The following is a 20,893-nucleotide window of genomic DNA, read 5'->3' as shown; positions in this document are numbered from 1 at the left end:
CTGAGATTATGCAGGGCGGTGGGGTAATGCCTGAATCTTAAGCAGCAATTGTTCAGCCTGATCGGAAGGCAACTGCGCATCTACCGGCAAATACCACCAATTGGGCTGGGCAAAAACCCGGCACTTAACAGCATCTTTTTCAGTCATCAGCAAAATTTCTGGCCCTGAAATCAGTGGGCTAAGTTGAGACAATGAATAGTCCTGATGGTCTGCAAAGGCATATTCTTTTTTAGGTTCAATACCAAGGAGATTCAGTGTGGCAAAAAAACGCGGCGGATGGCCGATGCCAGCCATGGCAACAACATGTTGTAGTTGTTGTGCGGGATAACGTTCGCCAGTCACTAAATTAATTGCGTCACATGCCACCAATTGCATCGGTATTTCACCAGCAGCAGCAATGCCACCATTAGTTATCACTGCATCAACTGAGCGCAGCCGCCCTGCCCGCTCGCGCATCGGCCCTGCGGGTAACCACCAGCCATTGCCAAAGCGGCGCACACCATCAATCACGACCAGTTCAAAATCTCGCTGTAGTGCGTAATGCTGTAATCCATCATCAGTGATAATGAAATCCAAATCATTAGATTTCAGTAATGCTTTGACAGCCTCTGAACGCTTTGGTGAAACCGCGACCGGAGCACCTGTTCGTTGATAAATCAAAACCGGCTCATCGCCAGCCTGAGCCGTGGTAGTCTCACTGGAGAGCAATAACGGATACACATCTGACTTACCACCGTAACCACGGGACACAACACCAACGCGGTAGCCCCGTAGTTTCAGTTGTTCCACTAACCAAATAACAACGGGTGTTTTACCATTCCCGCCCGCAGTCAAGTTGCCCACGATGATAACAGGCACTGGGGAGCGCCATGTCGAACGCAGCCCCAGAGTGTAACTGATACGGATAAGCCCAGTAATCGCCCCATATAACCAAGATAACGGCAGCAGGAGCAAATACAACCAAGACTTCCCAGACCAAATGCGCTCAATCATTGGCCAAACTGCATACGGTTAAGCTGAGCATAAGCACCTTTTTTCGCCAAAAGCTCTGCATGCATACCGCGCTCCACGATACGTCCATCTTCAATAACCAGAATCTCATCTGCTTTTTCAATGGTAGACAATCGATGGGCAATGACCAGTGAAGTCCGGTTTTTCTGCAATTCGTCCAAGGCGGATTGAATGGCTCGCTCAGATTCAGTATCCAGTGCAGAAGTAGCTTCATCCAGAATCAATATTGGGCAATCCCGTAGGAGTGCGCGCGCAATGGCAATACGCTGACGCTGACCACCGGAGAGCATGATGCCGTTTTCACCAATAACCGTGTCGAGGCCATTTTCCATTTTATTGATAAAGTCCATGGCATAGGCCATGCGGGCAGCTTCTTCAATTTCAGCACGGCTATATTGCTCATCACGGGCATAAGCAATGTTATTAGCAACTGTGTCATTGAATAAATGAACATTTTGCGATACCAATGCCACCTGATTGCGCAATGCTCCCAGCCGGTACTCCCGCAAATCATGACCATCCAGCAGAATACTGCCTTCACTGACATCATAAAAACGAGTCAATAAATTAGCGATAGTTGATTTACCAGAACCAGAACGCCCCACCAATGCGACAGTTTTACCTGCTTCGATATGCATGTTGATGTCATTCAGCGCCGGAGTATCTTTGCCAGGATAGTAGAACGTCACATGACGAAATTCTATCTCACCTTTAGCACGTTCAACTTCTCGTTTGCCTTCATCCTTTTCCTGCTCCATATCCAGAATGGTGAATAAAGTTTGGCAAGCAGCCATACCGCGCTGGAACTGGGCATTCACATTGGTAAGTGACTTCAACGGACGCATCAGAGCAATCATGGCCGAGAACACTACCGTAATGGTACCGGCCGTGAGAGTTTCCATCACACTGGGGAAACTGGCCGCATACAGTACAAATGCTAAAGCAAAAGAGGCAATTAACTGAATAATAGGGTCTGAAATGGAAGAGGCAGAAACCAGTTTCATCCCTTGCTGGCGCATGCGATTGCTGACAGCCTCAAAGCGCTCGGTTTCTACTTTTTGTCCACCGAAGATCAAGACTTCTTTATGCCCTTTCAGCATTTGCTCTGCACTCGTGGTCACTTCCCCCATGGTGCTTTGCATGTTTTTACTGATATTACGAAAACGCTTAGATACCAAGCGAATAGAAACTGAAACAATCGGCGCGATGACAATTAAAATCAGCGACAATTGCCAGCTGTAATAAAACATCATGATAAATAGGCCGATAATAGAGGCCCCTTCGCGCACGACTGTGACCAATGCACCAGAAGATGAAGCCGCTACCTGCTCGGAATCATAAGTGATGCGTGACAACAGAGTACCGGTTGATTGCTGGTCAAAAAATGAAACCGGCATCCCCATCATATGGCTGAATAAGCGGCGACGGATGTGCATCACCACTTTGCCTGAAACCCATGAGATGCAATAGCTAGAAACAAAACCAGTTATGCCACGAACCACCATCAAACCAATAACGGCCAGAGGCATCCATTTTAAAATTGAGCTGTTAGCTTTACCAAAACCATCGTCTAGCAAGGGTTTCAGCAACGACAACATAAAGGTGTCACTGGCGGCATTAAGGATTAATGCTATCGCCGCAACCACCAGACCGGTCTTATAAGGAGAGATCAATGGCCAGAGGCGACGGAACGTCTGCCAAGTGGATAGATCTTTATCATTAATCATGCAAATACCAGCACCAGAAGAAATAGCGGCCCATTCTACTCATTATGGCCTCCAACGCCAAATTGCTGGTGATACCAGCGAGGCATTAATTGTTCCCTATAACCATTAATTTGCCAACCATCGCTGTGAAAATAAACAATTAGTTGCCCAGACACCGAAGTATCACGCCAGATAATGTTATTTTTTTGATAGCGCTGAGTCACTTTTCTAGCCGGGAGACGCCATTGGTTATAGCGTGCAACAGAAGCAAAAGCTAACTCCGGCTTTACGGCGCGCAGAAACGGCGGGATTGAAGATGTATTACTCCCATGATGTGGCACCTGTAATACAGTTGAGGTTAATTTAGATCGATATTCTTTAATTAACTCTCTTTCACTTCGCATTTCGAGGTCACCTGTCAGTAATAAGCTGTGTTTTCCATCATCAACACGGATAACACACGAATCATCATTCTGCGCATTCACAGTTTGCTTTCTAGGCCATAACACATTGAAATTTAAGCCTTGCCACTGCCATGATAACCCTTGTTTACAAGGTAAAGTATTTGCAACGTTTTTTAAGGGAAAAGGGGCACGGACCGTTGCCATGGGAAAAGCGGCCTGAATATCAGATAATCCCCCAGTATGATCCTGGTGGTCATGGCTGAGAATAATTTGTTCAACAGTGATACCCCGCCAGCGCAAATAAGGCAGAATCACCGTCGATGCTATGCTGCCCGTCTCCCAGCGATTACCTGTATCAAAGATAATGGCTTTCCCCTTTCGTTCAATGACTACCGCAAGGCCATGCCCAATATCCAACATATCAACACGCCATTGGTATTCATCACGACGCTGAGTCAACAAAACCAAATTCACACAAAGCACCATGACGCCGATGGAATAATTGCGCCACCATTCAAAACGCCAGATAAGCATTGCCAGCCAACCACCGAACGCGATAGAAACTGATGCCACGCCAGTATGAAGCCACCCCAAACTCATCAGACTTAGAGGTAACATAACTGCCGCCAGCGACAGATCAGCTATAGACCAGAACAGACCTGAGATGGCCGGAAATAATGCAAAGGCCAGAGCTAGCAATACGCAGGGAACAGTTATCAGAGAAACAAGGGGCACAGCCCAGAGGTTTGCTGGTATCGAAAATAAACTGATGCCATGGAACATGCCTATTTGCAGCGGCATTAACAGTAACATCATACCTAATTGTAAATGGAGCCCACGAATAGCACTCCCCTGCCAGCCCGTTTTAAAACGCGGCGGAAGTGGAACCCAATAAAACCAGCATATTAGGCTGAATACCGCCAGACACGAGAGCCAAAAACTGTCTGAAAGTATCGCAAGAGGATCACTCAGTAAAATTAGCGCCAATGCCCATAGCCACACTTGCCATGCGTTACACGAAACACTAAAAATCCGAATCAATAGCCACAAGGTTAATGCTATAGCAGCCCTCAGTGCTGGTGGATTCGCGCCAGCTAGCCAAACATAAGTCACCGCCACAAGCCAACCGGTTAACAGCGGAAACAGTGGTCCCAGCCTATTAACAGGCAGTAAAAGCTGCACCATTCGTGCGAGCACCCCACCAAATAATGCTGCCATGGCAATGTGTAAGCCTGAAATTGCCATTAAGTGAGCTGTACCAGTATCACGCAACAATGCCCAATACTGGGGATTCAGTTGGCTCCTTTCACCAAAAGCCAATGCCAGCAGGATCTGCCGCTGTTTATAGGGTTCAAGTTGTTGTTCAATAACACGAATAACTTGCTGCCGAGCATTACAGCGTGCGTCCAGTAATTCCGCCCTAATAACCCGCCCTTGCAAGGGACGCCTATTTGCTATAGCCCAACGTTGGCTGTCAAAACCACCTTCATTGAGTAAGCTATGTACACCCCGCATGCGTAGCCAAAGCTTCCATTGCTGCCCGGAACAGTAACCAAGCCCCTCCTGCCACTTCACAGCGACGTTAATAGCGGGAAACACCCTCTTCCCATTGACCTGCTGAATTTGTAATAGAACTTTATTACCTTCAACCCATGCCAGATGTGTGGTGCTTATTGTGGCAACAACTTGTTGTTCTCTCTTAGTCAGTTGCTCAATCTGCATCAGTATCTTATCCCCGTGCCAACAGCCCCATGCAAAGCTCATCAAAACCAATGTAAGACACTGACAATAGGTATTACCGCTAACCCATAGTATTCCCCCGAATACCAGCAGCACGCCAATGAGCTCAACACCAGGTAGCTGAGGTAGCCAAATTAGGGGTAAAAGGCCGGCAATGATGGCAAAAGCAACATGATCAATCGATAAAGTGATAAGCAACCGTCCATTTTATAAATCTCAGATAGCCTCATTGCCATCCGCTCACCTCATGGTAAGAAACTGATTTTCTATGGAGATGTGCTATGGAGCCAGTATCAATGGCAGGAGTTCAGAGTTGGCTCGCTAACAGTTTTATCTTGTTGCAGAGTCAGCAGAAGAAATGCGGGATGCATCTTAAATAAGCGGGGGAAGTACAGGGAAGGTATTTTGCTACCAATAGGTTGCCAAGTTATAGAGGCATAAATAAAAACGGTGCCATTAAAGGCACCGTTTCGTATCAGCTTTACATAATAACGCGATTAGTTGTAGACAACTTAACCGTAGATATTAGCGCGATCACGCAATTCTTTACCCGGCTTAAAGTGTGGAACGTACTTACCTTCCAACTCAACTTTGGCACCAGTCTTTGGATTACGACCAACACGCGGAGCACGGTAGTGAAGAGAAAAACTGCCAAATCCGCGGATCTCAATGCGCTCACCTTCAGCTAGTGTTCCAGCCATATGTTCAAGCATTTCTTTCACTGCATCCTCAACGACCTTAGCCGGTACATGAGATTGCTGGCCAGCAAGTCTTTCAATAAGTTCAGACTTGGTCATATTACCTCCAAGCTTTGCAGCTAAACTACCGTATAGGGGCGGACAAAACCGCCCCCGTTATTATTACTCGCCTTTTGCAGCTTTGAACGCTTCTGCCATTGCGCTAGAGAAGTTGCCTTCTTCCGGCTTGTTGTTCACTGTAGCAATAGCATCTTTCTCATCAGCTTCGTCTTTCGCACGAACAGACAGGCTGATTACGCGGTTTTTGCGGTCAACGCCAGTATATTTGGCTTCAACTTCATCACCGACGTTCAGAACCAGCGTCGCATCTTCAACGCGGTCGCGAGTTGCTTCGGAAGCACGCAGATAACCTTCTACGCCGCCTGCCAATTCAACTGTAGCACCTTTAGCGTCAACTGCAGTTACTTTACCAGTAACAATAGCACCTTTCTTGTTAACAGACAGGTAGTTATTGAACGGGTCTTCCGCCAGTTGTTTTACGCCCAAGGAGATACGCTCACGTTCTGCGTCAACTTGCAGAACCACAGCTGCGATTTCGTCGCCTTTCTTGTATTCACGAACTGCTTCTTCGCCTGCAACGTTCCAGGAGATGTCAGACAGGTGAACCAGGCCGTCGATGCCGCCGTCCAGGCCGATGAAGATACCAAAGTCAGTGATAGACTTGATTTTACCTTCAACGCGGTCGTTTTTGTTGTGGGTTTCTGCAAACAGCTGCCATGGGTTAGATTTGCACTGTTTCAGGCCCAGAGAAATACGACGACGTTCTTCATCGATGTCCAGAACCATAACTTCCACTACGTCGCCAACGTTAACAACTTTAGACGGGTGAATGTTTTTGTTGGTCCAATCCATTTCTGAAACGTGTACTAAACCTTCAACGCCTTCTTCGATTTCTACGAAGCAGCCGTAATCAGTCAGGTTAGTTACACGGCCAGTCAGCCTGGTGCTTTCTGGGTAACGTTTAGCGATAGCAACCCATGGATCTTCGCCCAGCTGTTTCAAGCCAAGGGATACACGAGTACGTTCGCGGTCGAATTTCAGAACTTTAACAGTGATTTCGTCGCCCACATTGACGATTTCGCTTGGGTGTTTAACACGTTTCCAAGCCATGTCAGTAATGTGCAGCAAGCCATCAACGCCGCCCAGATCAACGAATGCACCGTAGTCAGTCAGGTTCTTAACGATACCCTTAACTTCCATGCCTTCTTGCAGGTTTTCCAGCAATTGATCACGCTCAGCACTGTTCTCAGATTCGATAACTGCACGACGAGAAACAACGACGTTATTGCGTTTCTGATCCAGCTTGATGACTTTGAACTCAAGCTCTTTGCCTTCCAGATGCAGAGTATCGCGAACTGGACGCACATCAACCAGTGAACCAGGTAAGAACGCACGGATGCCGTTCAGTTCGACTGTAAAGCCGCCCTTCACTTTGCCGTTGATCACACCAGTAACGGTTGCAGCTTCTTCGTAAGCTTTTTCCAGCATCAGCCATGCTTCATGACGCTTAGCTTTCTCGCGGGACAGCAGAGTTTCACCGAAGCCATCTTCAACAGCGTCCAGTGCAACATCAACTTCGTCGCCGACTTGAATTTCCAGTTCGCCTTGCGCGTTCTTGAACTGTTCTGCTGGAATTGCTGACTCAGATTTCAGACCGGCGTCAACCAGTACGATATCTTTATCGATAGAAACAACAACACCACGGACGATAGAGCCCGGACGTGTTTCAATTGTTTTCAGGGATTCTTCAAAGAGTTGAGCAAAAGATTCTGTCATGTTTATAATCTTCAGGATTCTTAAGTTTAACGTCCATCTAGCATCCCGCCGGATGGGGTTGTTTCACATGCCTCGCCACACATCCTTGCAGCAAGGTTAAAGTGCTCATCAAAAATAATTTTATTTAAAAAATAAATCGTTGAGAGCTCAGAACTGACCGCGTTGTCGTTATTTTTTTAACGGCAACGCTAGAATTCGTTGGGCATAAGCCAGCGCCTGTTCGATCACCTGCTCGATTGACATACTGGTTGAATCCAGTACCAACGCATCTGCAGCAGGGACTAAAGGTGCAATAGCCCGATTACGATCGCGATCATCTCGCTCCTGTATCTCGGACAAAAGACGTTCAAAGTTAACATTAAACCCCTTTTCCTGCAACTGTAGCATACGTCGGTGTGCGCGTTCTTGCGAACTTGCATCAAGAAATATTTTTACCGGCGCATCGGGAAAGACCACCGTTCCCATATCGCGACCATCAGCAATCAGGCCTGGAGGCTCACGGAAAGCCCGCTGACGACGTAATAAAGCTTCACGCACTCGCGGAAAAGCCGCCGCCTGAGATGCCGTGTTCCCCACAGTTTCAGTGCGGATCTCATTACTGACGTCCTCACCTTCTAAAATGACTTTCAACTGCCCATTTTGTGAGACAAAACGAACATCGAGATGTGCGGCAAGTGGAACTAATGCCTCTTCGGTGCTGATATCGACCTGATGATGCAACGCCGCCAAAGCTAAAACACGGTAAATCGCACCGGAATCCAGCAAACGCCAGTCCAACGATTCAGCCAATGCTTTGCAAAGCGTACCTTTACCTGCACCACTTGGTCCATCAACGGTTATCACCGGGGCTGACGCCGTCATTTATCTCTCCTTTCGGTAGGCAAAACCTCTTGTCTACCCAGTAGGGCAAACACAGGAGCCGTATTATACGCTGCATCGGAGTGAACTGTTACCCTGCGGTGGTTTAGTTGCTGAAAATAAAACCATAGGCGGTAGCAGAAGTGTAGAAGAGATGGGAAAGATAGATAGGTAAATATTTATTTTCTGGTAACCATAATTCATCAAGATGGGTGCCGGGCGACACCCATCTTAAGCGGATGATTATGCTATCTGACTCAAACGGGCCAGTTGTTCGAAATAATCAGGGAACGTCTTTGCCGTGCATTTAGGGTCAAGAATAGTCACCGGCGTATCCGATAAAGCCACCAGCGAGAAGCACATCGCCATGCGGTGATCATTATAAGTGCCTATTTCTGCAGCAATTAACTTAGCAGGAGGTACCACGCGGATGTAATCTCGCCCCTCTTCCACTTCAGCACCTACTTTTCTCAGTTCTGTCGCCATCGCGGATAAACGGTCGGTTTCTTTCACACGCCAGTTATAGATATTACGGATAACCGTCGGGCCATCGGCAAATAATGCGGTGGTGGCAATCGTCATCGCAGCATCTGGAATATGGTTCATGTCCATATCGATACCGTGTAATTCCCCCCGGCTGCACTCGATATAATCATCACCCCAACTGACTTTTGCGCCCATTTTTTCCAGCACATCAGCAAACTTGGTATCGCCCTGTACACTTTTTTTACCAATGCCGGTCACGCGCACTGTTCCGCCTTTAATAGCAGCGGCGGCGAGAAAATAAGATGCCGATGATGCATCGCCCTCAACCAGATATGTGCCGGGTGAGTGGTAGGTCTGCCCGCCTTTAATGTGGAAAACCTGATAGTTTTCATGCTCAACATCCACACCAAAAGTTTTCATTAGATGCAGAGTAATGTCGATATAAGGTTTGGACACCAACTCCCCTTGAATCTGAATATCAGTATCTTGCTCAGCTAAGGGCGCGGTCATCAATAGTGCCGTCAGGAATTGGCTGGAAACACTGCCGTCCACCGTCAATTTGCCTCCGCGCAAACCACCACGCAAGCGCAATGGTGGGTAGTTTTCTTGCTCCAGATAATCAATCTGAGCTCCCCCTTGACGTAATGCATCAACCAAATGACCAATTGGGCGCTCTTTCATACGCGGTTCACCGGTTAATACGATGTCATTGTTGCCCAGACACAATGCCGCCGCCAATGGGCGCATCGCGGTTCCGGCATTTCCTAAGAACAGTTCTAAGGGGTGCTCTGCGACCAGTTTTCCACCCACACCATCAACTTCACAGCGGGTACGGTCAGCAGAAAGACGAAATTTCACTCCCAATGCCTGTAGTGCATTGAGCATATGGCGGATGTCATCACTGTCTAACAAGTTATTCAGCTGGGTCGTCCCCTCGGCCAGCGCTGCCAGAAGAAGTGCACGGTTAGAAACACTTTTAGAGCCGGGTAAATTAACGGTGCCATTAATCAGGGCAATGGGATGTAAAGTCAGGGATTCCAGCATGGGAAAAGCACTCTCCAGTCTTTTATGAGCAACAGCCCCGCACAGGACGGGGCTATTGTTATTACTAAATAAATATGACTCAAATCATGGTGATAAATAAATCAGAGCCGGGTGATATCTGCTCAGGGCCATTAGCCATGGCGGCGTTCAAAGTCAGCCATAAAATCGGTTAATGCTTTAACACCTTCAATTGGCATAGCATTATAGATAGAAGCGCGCATCCCGCCGGCAACACGATGACCTTTTAGGGCTTGTAGCCCCTGGGCTTCTGCTTCGCTCAAGAACAGCTTGTCCAGCGAAGGATCTATCATTTGGAATGGCACATTCATCCAAGAGCGGTTGGCAGCCGCGACCTGATTGCGATAGAAGTCAGTATGGTCAATCGCGCCATACAGCAACTCAGCTTTCGCCTGATTACGTTTTTCCATTTCGCCCAGACCGCCCTGTTCTTTCAGCCATTTAAATACCAGGCCGGACAGATACCAGGCGAAAGTCGGCGGCGTGTTGAACATCGAGTCGTTTTCTGCCAGAACCTTATAATCAAGGATGGAGGGCAGCTCAGTGCGCGCTTTACCAAGCAAATCTTCGCGCACGATAACCACGGTCAGACCAGCCGGGCCGATATTTTTCTGCGCACCGGCATAAATGACACCATAACGGCTGACATCAATCGGGCGGGAAAGAATCGATGAGGAGTAATCGGCAACCACAATTTTGCTACCAAAATCAGGTTCTTCATTGATAGCAAGGCCGTCAATGGTTTCATTCGGGCAATAGTGCACATAAGCGGCATTATCACTTAGCTTCCATTGCTTCATCGGCGTGATACCTGTTACGCCGTTATCGTGTGTCGTCACATCAATCACATTCGGCGTGCAATACTTCTGGGCTTCTTTGACCGCGCTGTGCGCCCAATAGCCACCATCAATGTAATCAGCACTGCGACTATCGCCGAGCAAGTTCAGTGGTACTGCCGCAAACTGGGCTCGCGCACCACCATGGCAAAATAACACTTTATAATTGGCTGGGATCTGCATCAGGTCGCGCAGATCTTTTTCTGCCTCTTCAGCGACCTGCATAAATTCTTTACTGCGGTGGCTGATTTCCATGACCGACGTTCCCAGACCATGCCAGTTACGTAATTCCTGTTCCGCACGACGTAAAACTTCAACCGGTAGCATTGCTGGACCAGCGCTAAAATTATAAACCTGTGTCATTTCCCCTCACCACACTCTACTGAGATTGCCATCGAGATAACCCATCACTCGGTTTTATCATCCGAGTCCGCCTGCTGCAACGGTTATTCGCTAGCAAGAGAGAAACTCTCAACCTCTTTCACCGCAGGCTGTCCGTTATCTTGTCATTAATTTGAAATTATTCACCAAAAGCAGCTCAAATAGGGCTTTGTTGCATGATAAATAACTCATTTTGTCCGTTGATGATACAAAGCTGCCACCCAGTGGTGATGACCACAACGTTGGCAAGTGGCACGGGAGTCATCGGAAAAAGTCATAATCAAACTGCATTGGCTACAGGCATATTCGCCTGCTTTTTCTATGTCAATTAATGGTTTAATACAGCATTTGGGGAGCACCGGCAGCCCTGGTTTCACCTTTTCTTCGCTGAAGAAAAAGACACTGATAGCACCATTAACCTCTAAAATAGCCAGTCGCACTTGACCAAGATGCTCCACACCTTGTTGGCGCAGCTCCATAAAAAACTCGTCGTGGGTAATGTTTTCCTTCTGCATGGTTTCCCAAACGAATATCCCATCACTAATAATGATGAGTGGTTCCCCTTCCATCCATTGCTGGATTTTTTCACTGCGGGACATTAGGAAAGTGGATAGGCGATACAAGAGCATAATGCTGATGAATACCATTACCACGGGCAGAATCGGCACATCTTCATAAAAAGTGACATCACCGGCGGCTGAACCGAGAGTCAGAATGATAACGACTTCAAATAGCGACATTTGCCGCACACCTCGGCGTGCCACTCAGTTTCAGAAATAAAAAGACCAATACAAAGGTGAAAAAACACCGGATACCCACCTCTGCTAAAAATTCGATAGGAAACTTATCAAGTGTCATCCGATTGAAATCAAAAGCTTTCATTTATTGTTATCCTGCTGTCTAAAAAGGTAGAAAACCATCACCGCACTGCCATTAAAGGTAGCGGGTTGAAGGGATTAGCGTTTTTATTTCAGATTGCAGGTAATAAATAGATACGGAGGCCGAAGCCTCCGTCAAAGATTGGCTATATCAATACTGATGGAATAATTTTTGAATTTCTTGTGGTTTTTGTGTTTGGGTTAATGCTAATTGCAGCAATACCCGTGCTTTTTGTGGATTGAGTGAGCCAGAAGCAACAAACCCATATTTGGTATCATCAACTTCAGCATCTTCGGTGGTAGAGCCGGTGGGTACGCGGGATGACCGCACCACGGCCACGCCATTATGTGCCGCCGTTGCCAATGTATCGAACACCGAATGATAAAGGTTACCATTGCCCACACCGGCGCTGACAATCCCTTTATAGCCGTCAGTAATCAATGCTTTAGCCGGTAGGTCAGAGGCATTCGCATAGTTATAAATAATGCCGACTTTCGGTAACTCATTCAGTTTACTGATATCAAACGCGGGCTGCCGTGGCGCGGGCTGGTGCAGATAATTCACTTTGCCATCATAGATATAGCCTAGTGGGCCGGTATTGGGTGACTGGAAAGTTTGCACCGAGGTGGTGTTGGTTTTCATCACATCACGCCCGGTTAACACCGTGTCATTCATTGCTACCAGCACGCCGCGTTTAGCGGAGTTAGGGTCACTGGCGACCACCACGGCGTTGTAGAGATTCAGCGGGCCGTCAGCGCCCAGCGCTGTAGCCGGGCGCATTGCCCCCACCATCACCACGGGTTTATCACAATTGACGGTTAAGTCGAGAAAATAGGCAGTTTCCTCCAATGTGTCAGTCCCATGGGTAATGACGAATCCATCAGTTTTGGCACAATCAGCATTAATTTTTTTGGCCAACTTCAGCCAGACCTCGTCATTCATATCCTGAGAACCAATATTCACAACTTGCTCACCTTGAATATTGGCGAGTTTTTTCATTTCCGGCACGGCGTTGACCAGAGCATCAACCCCCAGTTTGCCCGCAGTATAGTTAGATTTAGTGGCTGAATCGCCGCCACCGGCGATAGTTCCCCCGGTTGCCAATAGGGTAATATTAGGCAGAGCAAAGGCCGAACCGCTGATCCCTGCTAAGATTCCGGCTAAGACAGTTAGCTTTATAGATTTCATATTATGACTCCATTATTTATAAGCTAGTGAATTATCCGGAATATCCACATCAAAACTGTGACATTTGCTGTGCTTTAGGAATACATGGAGCTATTAACTAAAACCCCGTATGATTGCGCGTTTTTAGTACCGCCAAAAAGTGAAGACAATGACCCAAACCTTTATTCCCGGCAAAGACGCCGCGCTGGAAGACTCCATCTCCCGCTTTCAGCAAAAACTGAGTGACCTCGGTTTTAATATTGAAGAAGCCTCCTGGCTGAACCCAGTTCCTCACGTTTGGTCGGTACATATCCGCGACCGCGATTGCCCGCTGTGCTTTACCAATGGCAAAGGTGCCAGCAAAAAAGCAGCACTGGCATCGGCCTTGGGTGAATACTTCGAGCGCTTATCCACTAACTATTTCTTCGCCGATTTCTACTTGGGCAAAGCCATTACTGAAGGTGATTTCGTTCACTACCCGAATGAGAAATGGTTCCCAATTCCAGAAGATGATTTGTTGCCGGAAGGTATTTTGGATGAGCGCCTGCTGGCGTTTTACGATCCGGAAAATGAACTGGTCGCCAGTGATCTGGTGGATTTGCAGTCAGGGAATGCTGCGCGCGGCATTTGCTCTCTGCCATTCACCCGCCAATCAGATTTAGAAACCGTCTATATTCCAATGAATATTATCGGCAATCTGTATGTTTCTAATGGCATGTCTGCGGGGAATACGGCTAATGAAGCCCGCGTGCAGGCATTGTCCGAAGTGTTTGAACGCTCAGTGAAAAACCGCATTATCGCCGAATCTATTAGCTTGCCGGAAATCCCAGCCGAGGTGTTAAATCGCTATCCGGGTGTGGTGGAGGCGATTGCCAAACTGGAAGAGGAAGGTTTCCCAATCCTCTCTTACGATGCCTCTTTGGGTGGCAAATATCCGGTCATTTGTGTGGTGCTGTTTAACCCATCAAATGGGACTTGTTTTGCTTCATTTGGCGCACACCCAGACTTCGGTGTTGCCCTTGAGCGTACCGTAACTGAGCTGCTGCAAGGCCGCAGCCTCAAAGACTTGGATGTATTCACCGCACCAACCTTTGATGATGAAGAAGTCGCTGAGCATACCAATCTGGAAACACACTTTATTGATTCAAGCGGCTTAATCAGCTGGGATATGTTTAAAGAAGACGCCGACTATCCATTCGTAGATTGGAGCTTTAAAGGCACCACAGAAGAAGAGTTCGCCACGTTAATGGCCATCTTCAAGCAGGAAGACGCCGAAGTGTACATTGCCGATTATGAGCATCTGGATGTTTATGCTTGCCGAATTTTGGTGCCGGGGATGTCTGATATCTACCCTGCCGAAGATCTGCTGATGGCAAACAACACTATGGGCGTACACCTGCGTGATACCTTGCTGGCTCTGCCAGACAGTGATTGGCAGCCAGAACAGTATCTGGAACTCATTCAGGCCTTGGATGATGAAGGGTTGGATGATTTTGCCCGCGTCCGTGAGCTACTGGGCATTGCCTCCGGTAAAGATAATGGCTGGTACACACTGCGGGTTGGCGAGTTGAAATCCATGCTGGCCTTAGCGGGCGGCGATTTGGAACAAGCACTGATTTGGGTGGAATGGACGCAAGACTTCAACTCTTCAGTCTTCAGCGCAAAACAGGCTAATTATTACCGTTGCCTGCAAACACTGCTGTTGCTGACCCAAGAGCCAGACCGCGATGCAGCCCAGTATTATGGTGCTTTTGTGAAAATGTATGGTCAGGAAGCGCTAGAGGCTGCATCTGCGGCCATTGCTGGTGAGGAGCGCTTTAACAGCTTATTCAGTGTTGATGAAGATCTCAAAGCCCTCCCGGCACATCAGGCTCTGCTGGGTGCTTATGCTAAATTGCAGGCGGCGAAACGCCGTTATTGGGATAAAAAGTAAGTAATCACATTGCCCGACAGATCTCCGCTATTTGTTTGTCGGGCAGTCATCAAGCAAGAAAAGCGGCAAATGCCGCTTTTTTTATCTCAAGATTTCTCGCCTATTAATTTCTGCATTTATTCTGACGAATAAAAATACAAATAGCTCAAGCTAGCAATTGTTTTTGTCATAAAAAAACGTTATTTTCTGACGCCGCTTAGGGTAAAAAACAGCACCTTTAAACAAACATTATTTGCCAATCAGATAAAACAAACATAAAGGTGAATAAATAGTTAATTTTTAATGACGAAGAATAATAAAAATAGCTACAAACACTGTTTTTAATTAACGTTCTCAACGGCTTTAAAACAACGCAATCAAAATTATTTGTAAATATTAAAATATTTTTTCACTTTAATAATCAATGAATTAACCTCATTAAGCACACATTTTGTAGTGTTTTAGCGCCAACTAAACTCGCGCAATATGATCCATATCAATTTTCACGCTATACTGCTTTGCTAGTATCTCGTTGTGCTTTATTAACCCTTAAGAGAGAGTTAGTGTGAAAGCTGACAACCCCTTCGATGCATTATTACCTGCGGCAATGGCTAAAGTAGCCGAAGATGCCGGTGTCTATAAAGCCACCAAGCATCCGCTAAAAACTTTTTATTTAGCGATTACTGCCGGTGTGTTTATTTCAATTGCGTTTGTTTTTTATATTACAGCGACTACCGGAACCGCAGGCGTGCCTTTCGGTTTTGCCAAGTTGGTGGGTGGTATTTGTTTCTCCCTGGGGCTAATGTTAGTGGTGGTATGTGGTGGTGATCTTTTCACTTCTACCGTACTAACAACTGTCGCCAAAGCCAGTGGCCGTATTACCTGGCGCCAACTGGGATGCAACTGGGTTAATGTCTATATTGGGAATCTGTTCGGTGCGCTATTTTTCGTGTGCCTTATTTGGTTCGCTGGCCAACATACTGTTGCAAATGGTCAATGGGGTTTGAATGTTTTACAAACTGCCGATCACAAATTGCACCATACTTTTGTAGAAGCAGTATGTTTGGGTATTTTGGCTAACTTAATGGTTTGCCTGGCGGTTTGGATGAGTTACTCCGGCCGTACCATAATGGACAAGATGTTTGCGATGATTTTACCGGTGGGAATGTTTGTTGCCAGCGGTTTTGAGCATAGCATCGCGAATATGTTTATGATTCCTATGGGTATTGTGATTAAAAACTTCGCGTCGCCTGAGTTTTGGCAATCCATAGGAGCAGCACCAGAGCAATTTGCTAACTTAACCGTAAGTAACTTTATTATTGATAACCTGATCCCAGTCACTATCGGCAACATCATTGGTGGCGGATTATTGGTAGGTTTGACTTACTGGGTAATTTATCTGCGCGGTGACCAGCAACACTAAGTGTGGCCGCTCACGGTTTTCGAAGAAATTCACATTAAAAGGTAGATGCATTATGACCGAACTTAATGAAAAATTGGCCAAAGCATGGCAAGGTTTTACCCAAGGTGATTGGCAGAACGAAGTCAACGTTCGTGACTTCATCCAGAAAAACTACACTCCTTATGAAGGCGATGAGTCCTTCCTTGCCGGCCCTACCGAAGCGACCGACAAGCTGTGGGCGCAAGTTATGGAAGGTATCAAACTGGAAAACCGCACCCATGCGCCAGTTGATTTCGATACCGACGTAGCAGCGACCATCACCTCTCATGATGCTGGCTATATCAACAAAGATCTGGAAACCATCGTTGGTTTGCAGACTGAAAAACCATTGAAACGTGCCCTGATTCCATTCGGCGGCATCAAAATGGTTGAAGGCTCTTGCAAAGTTTACGGTCGCGAACTTGACCCACAACTGAAAAAAGTCTTCACCGATTACCGCAAAACGCACAACCAAGGTGTATTTGACGTTTATACCAAAGACATCCTGAACTGCCGTAAATCTGGTGTACTGACTGGTTTGCCAGATGCGTATGGCCGTGGCCGTATCATCGGTGACTATCGTCGTGTAGCCGTTTACGGTATCGACTTCCTGATGAAAGACAAACTGGCTCAGTTCAACTCTTTACAAGATGACCTGGAAAACGGTAAAGACCTGGAAATGACTATCCAGTTGCGCGAAGAAATTGCTGAACAGCATCGTGCTCTGGGTCAAATCAAAGAAATGGCAGCCAAATATGGTTGTGATATCTCTGGTCCAGCGACTAACGCTAAAGAAGCAGTACAGTGGACTTACTTCGGCTATTTGGCTGCGGTTAAATCTCAGAACGGCGCTGCAATGTCCTTCGGTCGTGTTTCTACTTTCCTTGACGTTTACATCGAACGTGACATGAAAGAAGGCAAACTGACTGAAATCGAAGCGCAGGAACTGATTGACCATTTGGTGATGAAACTGCGTATGGTTCGCTTCTTGCGTACCCCTGAGTATGATGAGCTGTTCTCTGGTGACCCAATCTGGGCAACTGAGTCTCTGGCAGGTATGGGCGTTGATGGCCGTACTCTGGTGACCAAAACCAGCTTCCGCTTCTTGAACACCCTGTACACCATGGGGCCGTCTCCAGAGCCGAACATGACCATTCTGTGGTCTGAAAAACTGCCACTGAACTTCAAAAAATATGCAGCTAAAGTGTCTATCGATACTTCATCTGTACAGTATGAAAACGATGACCTGATGCGTCCTGACTTCAACAACGATGACTATGCCATCGCATGTTGTGTTAGCCCGATGATTGTCGGTAAACAAATGCAGTTCTTCGGCGCGCGTGCCAACCTGGCGAAAACCATGTTGTATGCAATTAACGGCGGCGTTGATGAAAAAATGAAGATCCAGGTTGGCCCGAAAGAAGCGCCAATGATGGATGAAGTGCTGGACTATGACAAAGTCATGAACCGCATGGATCACTTTATGGATTGGCTGGCTAAACAATACGTTACCTCGCTGAACATCATTCACTACATGCATGACAAGTACAGCTATGAAGCTGCGCTGATGGCACTGCATGACCGTGATGTTTACCGTACTATGGCGTGTGGTATCGCAGGTCTGTCTGTTGCTGCTGACTCCCTGTCTGCTATCAAATATGCCAAAGTAAGCACCATTCGTGATGCTGATGGCCTGGCTATCGACTTCAATATCGAAGGCGAATATCCACAGTTTGGTAACAACGACTCACGCGTTGATGACATCGCTTGTGACCTGGTTGAGCGCTTCATGAAGAAAATTCAGAAGCTGCGTACTTACCGTGGTGCAGTGGCAACTCAGTCTGTGCTGACCATTACCTCTAACGTGGTTTATGGTAAGAAAACGGGTAACACTCCAGATGGCCGCCGCGCTGGTGCTCCATTCGGTCCAGGTGCTAACCCAATGCACGGCCGTGACCAGAAAGGTGCTGTTGCCTCTCTGACTTCTGTTGCTAAACTGCCGTTTGCATACGCGAAAGATGGTATTTCTTACACCTTCTCTATCGTGCCAAACGCACTGGGTAAAGACGACGAAGTTCGTAAAGCTAACTTGGCAGGTCTGATGGATGGTTACTTCCATCACGAGGCGTCCATTGAAGGTGGTCAACACCTGAACGTGAACGTAATGAACCGCGAAATGCTGTTAGATGCGATGGAAAATCCGGAAAAATATCCGCAATTGACTATTCGTGTATCAGGCTACGCCGTTCGTTTCAACTCGCTGACCAAAGAACAGCAGCAGGATGTCATTACACGTACATTCACTCAGTCAATATAAGTTCTATACCTTACAGGTATAACTAAAATAGATTAGACTAAAAGGCTCCACCTTAGTGGGGCCTTTATTTATCCAGTATTGGAGTAACCTGCAATGTCCGTACTTGGCCGCATTCACTCATTCGAATCCTGTGGCACCGTTGACGGCCCAGGGATTAGATTTATTGTATTCTTTCAAGGTTGCTTAATGCGCTGCCTGTATTGCCATAACCGTGATACTTGGGACACGCACGGCGGCAAAGAAGTTACCGTTGAAGAATTAGTTAAAGAAGCCGTTACCTATCGCCACTTTATGAATGCTTCTGGTGGTGGTGTCACTGCCTCCGGTGGCGAAGCCATCTTACAGGCTGAGTTTGTCCGTGATTGGTTCCGCGCCTGTCACGAAGAAGGTATTCACACTTGTCTGGATACCAACGGTTTTGTGCGCCGTTATGATCCCGTCATTGATGAATTACTGGATGCCACAGATTTAGTGATGCTGGATTTAAAGCAGATGGATGACAGCGTGCATCAGAATCTGGTCGGCGTATCCAATCACCGAACACTGGAATTTGCTCGCTATCTGGCAAAACGCAATCAAAAAACCTGGATTCGTTATGTGGTCGTGCCGGGCTGGTCAGATGATGATAAATCAGCCCATATGCTGGGTGAGTTTACCCAGAACATGACCAATATCGAGAAAATCGAATTGCTGCCTTACCATGAACTTGGTAAGCACAAATGGATTGCCATGGGTGAAGAATACAAACTGGATGGGGTCAAGCCCCCTACCGCGGAGATTATGGACCGCGTGAAAGGTATTCTGGAAAGCTATGGTCACAAAGTGATCTACTGATAGCCGTCAATTGACACACTGATGTTTAATCATGCCGCCATGCAAAGTAACCCGCTGGCGGCATTTTTTTGGCAATTATATCGCCGCGTAAGGCGTTTTTTGCTGATCGGGTTTGCGGAGCAACATCATTAAATACACTAAAGCCACCCCCGCAATCATGATGAACAATAGATTGTCTGAATAACGCTGCATCAGCAATGAAGTCATGGTCGGGCCGGTCAGGCTACCAATGGTATAACTCATTAATAATGCCTGATTCATTGCGACCAATTCATCGGCACTGGCCTTTTCACATGCCCATGCCATGGCGACAGGATAAAGCGTAAAACCGGCACATCCCAAAATGAATAATGCGGGGGCCAGCGCATAATTTCCCAGAATAGCGACACTGCCGAGGATCACGACAAATACTTGAATGCGCAGCACCAGTAGACGGCCGTAGCGGTCGGCCATTTTGCCTATCGGCCACTGCCCGATAATCCCAGAACTGACCAATAATGCCATCCACCATCCGACACTCGCATCACTCATTCCTTGATGAGATAAATACAACGGCAGCAGACCATAGAGCGAACCTAATAACACCCCGGAGATAATGCAGCCATTAATCCCCAAGCGCGCACTACGTCGCTTCAACATCGGCCAAACGGCAATATGTGGTACGTCACTGCCCCCTTCATGGGAAAAGTGAGCAAATAACAGCGGCAGCATCGCCGTAATGACCAGCGCGCTGACCCACGGAATAACACTGAGTAATTGGGTTGAGACCACACCCAAGAGCAATTGCCCGGTAACAGTTCCCAGATAATAAACCATCATATAGGCCGCCAGCAGTTGGCCTCGATTGGTTACCGTACCACTGCGCAATAGTGCGCTTTCGACAATAACCCATATTAATGCGCAAGCCACACCAGCAAAAAAGCGCCATCCCAGCCAGCTCCAAAAATCAACCGACAGCATTAACCCGCACGTCGCCAGCGCGAATAAAATACAGGAATAATGGTAGCTACGATTAAAACCAAGTTGTTGGATAAACCGCCCAGCAATCAACGTCCCGACCAGATTCCCGCTAAAGTATGATGAGCTAACCATCCCTACTTGCCAGGTCGGCAATTGTTGATGAGATAACCATAAGGGAACCAAAGTATTTAAAACTGCGATAGAAATCGTAAATAGCAAAAGCCCACAGAGCAAAAGCAGCACCGGGCGAGAATATGCGGACATAATAAGACTGAAGCCGTCGGGACAAGGAGGAAAGTGAGCGCATCATGCCACTGGTGATAAAAAAGTCAATTGCCTCGCGTGGGGCAATAGCACGATATGTT

General features: G+C 47.1%; 14 protein-coding genes and 1 pseudogene. 4 read left to right on the top strand and 11 right to left on the bottom strand.

Translation table 11 applies throughout. The features are described 5' to 3' along the window. Positions 1–6: 6 nt before the first annotated feature. From lpxK to ansB, 10 genes and pseudogenes are all read right to left on the bottom strand, one after another. Positions 7–993, bottom strand: coding sequence for a tetraacyldisaccharide 4'-kinase (gene lpxK, locus F0T03_RS08435; protein ID WP_145555082.1), 987 nt, complete (start codon positions 991–993; stop codon positions 7–9). Beyond that, entirely contained in the window at positions 990–2,738 is a 1,749-nt protein-coding gene (gene msbA / locus F0T03_RS08430) for a lipid A ABC transporter ATP-binding protein/permease MsbA (protein WP_159677817.1), read from the bottom strand. The genes lpxK and msbA overlap by 4 nt, the downstream gene beginning before the upstream one ends. Before the next feature lie 35 nt (positions 2,739–2,773). Further along, positions 2,774–5,059 carry a ComEC family protein gene (locus F0T03_RS08425; protein ID WP_159677815.1) on the bottom strand — a complete coding sequence of 762 codons (2,286 nt, stop codon included), beginning with the start codon at positions 5,057–5,059 and terminating at the stop codon, positions 2,774–2,776. A 314-nt stretch (positions 5,060–5,373) separates the two neighbouring features. Then, positions 5,374–5,658 (bottom strand): integration host factor subunit beta, encoded by a 285-nt coding sequence (ihfB, locus tag F0T03_RS08420; RefSeq protein ID WP_025378785.1) that lies wholly within the window; start codon positions 5,656–5,658, stop codon positions 5,374–5,376. A 63-nt stretch (positions 5,659–5,721) separates the two neighbouring features. Then, a complete protein-coding gene (rpsA, locus tag F0T03_RS08415) occupies positions 5,722–7,395 on the bottom strand; it encodes a 30S ribosomal protein S1 (protein ID WP_145555079.1) in 1,674 nt (557 codons plus the stop codon). Between the two features lie 168 nt (positions 7,396–7,563). Continuing rightward, complete coding sequence (cmk, locus tag F0T03_RS08410; protein WP_129195885.1) at positions 7,564–8,256, bottom strand: (d)CMP kinase; 693 nt, start codon at positions 8,254–8,256, stop codon at positions 7,564–7,566. A 240-nt stretch (positions 8,257–8,496) separates the two neighbouring features. Further along, on the bottom strand, positions 8,497–9,783 hold the full coding sequence (aroA, locus tag F0T03_RS08405) for a 3-phosphoshikimate 1-carboxyvinyltransferase (protein WP_159677813.1): 1,287 nt from the start codon (positions 9,781–9,783) through the stop codon (positions 8,497–8,499). 131 nt (positions 9,784–9,914) lie between these two features. Next, entirely contained in the window at positions 9,915–11,000 is a 1,086-nt protein-coding gene (gene serC, locus F0T03_RS08400; protein ID WP_159677811.1) for a 3-phosphoserine/phosphohydroxythreonine transaminase, read from the bottom strand. A 206-nt stretch (positions 11,001–11,206) separates the two neighbouring features. Then, positions 11,207–11,900: pseudogene (locus tag F0T03_RS08395) on the bottom strand (YetF domain-containing protein). A 147-nt stretch (positions 11,901–12,047) separates the two neighbouring features. After that, the gene (gene ansB, locus F0T03_RS08390) at positions 12,048–13,085 is read right to left on the bottom strand and encodes an L-asparaginase 2 (protein WP_145555075.1); all 1,038 of its coding nucleotides are present in this window, start codon (positions 13,083–13,085) and stop codon (positions 12,048–12,050) included. 148 nt (positions 13,086–13,233) lie between these two features. Between ansB and ycaO the strand changes: the two genes are divergently transcribed. From ycaO to pflA, 4 genes are all read left to right on the top strand, one after another. Beyond that, positions 13,234–14,997 carry a 30S ribosomal protein S12 methylthiotransferase accessory factor YcaO gene (gene ycaO, locus F0T03_RS08385; protein WP_159677809.1) on the top strand — a complete coding sequence of 588 codons (1,764 nt, stop codon included), beginning with the start codon at positions 13,234–13,236 and terminating at the stop codon, positions 14,995–14,997. 544 nt (positions 14,998–15,541) lie between these two features. Next, a complete protein-coding gene (gene focA / locus F0T03_RS08380; RefSeq protein ID WP_145553588.1) occupies positions 15,542–16,399 on the top strand; it encodes a formate transporter FocA in 858 nt (285 codons plus the stop codon). A gap of 52 nt (positions 16,400–16,451) precedes the next feature. Then, positions 16,452–18,734, top strand: a complete 2,283-nt coding sequence (gene pflB / locus F0T03_RS08375; RefSeq protein ID WP_159677807.1) for a formate C-acetyltransferase — start codon at positions 16,452–16,454, stop codon at positions 18,732–18,734. A 93-nt stretch (positions 18,735–18,827) separates the two neighbouring features. Continuing rightward, on the top strand, positions 18,828–19,568 hold the full coding sequence (gene pflA, locus F0T03_RS08370; RefSeq protein WP_005171041.1) for a pyruvate formate lyase 1-activating protein: 741 nt from the start codon (positions 18,828–18,830) through the stop codon (positions 19,566–19,568). Between the two features lie 75 nt (positions 19,569–19,643). Here the strand turns inward: pflA and F0T03_RS08365 are convergent, their stop codons facing one another. Continuing rightward, entirely contained in the window at positions 19,644–20,792 is a 1,149-nt protein-coding gene (locus F0T03_RS08365; protein ID WP_145553592.1) for an MFS transporter, read from the bottom strand. Between the last annotated feature and the right edge of the window lie 101 nt (positions 20,793–20,893).

Origin of the sequence: Yersinia canariae, assembly GCF_009831415.1 — a bacterium.
Lineage (GTDB): Bacteria > Pseudomonadota > Gammaproteobacteria > Enterobacterales > Enterobacteriaceae > Yersinia > Yersinia canariae.
This window is presented reverse-complemented; position numbering and strand designations above follow the sequence as displayed.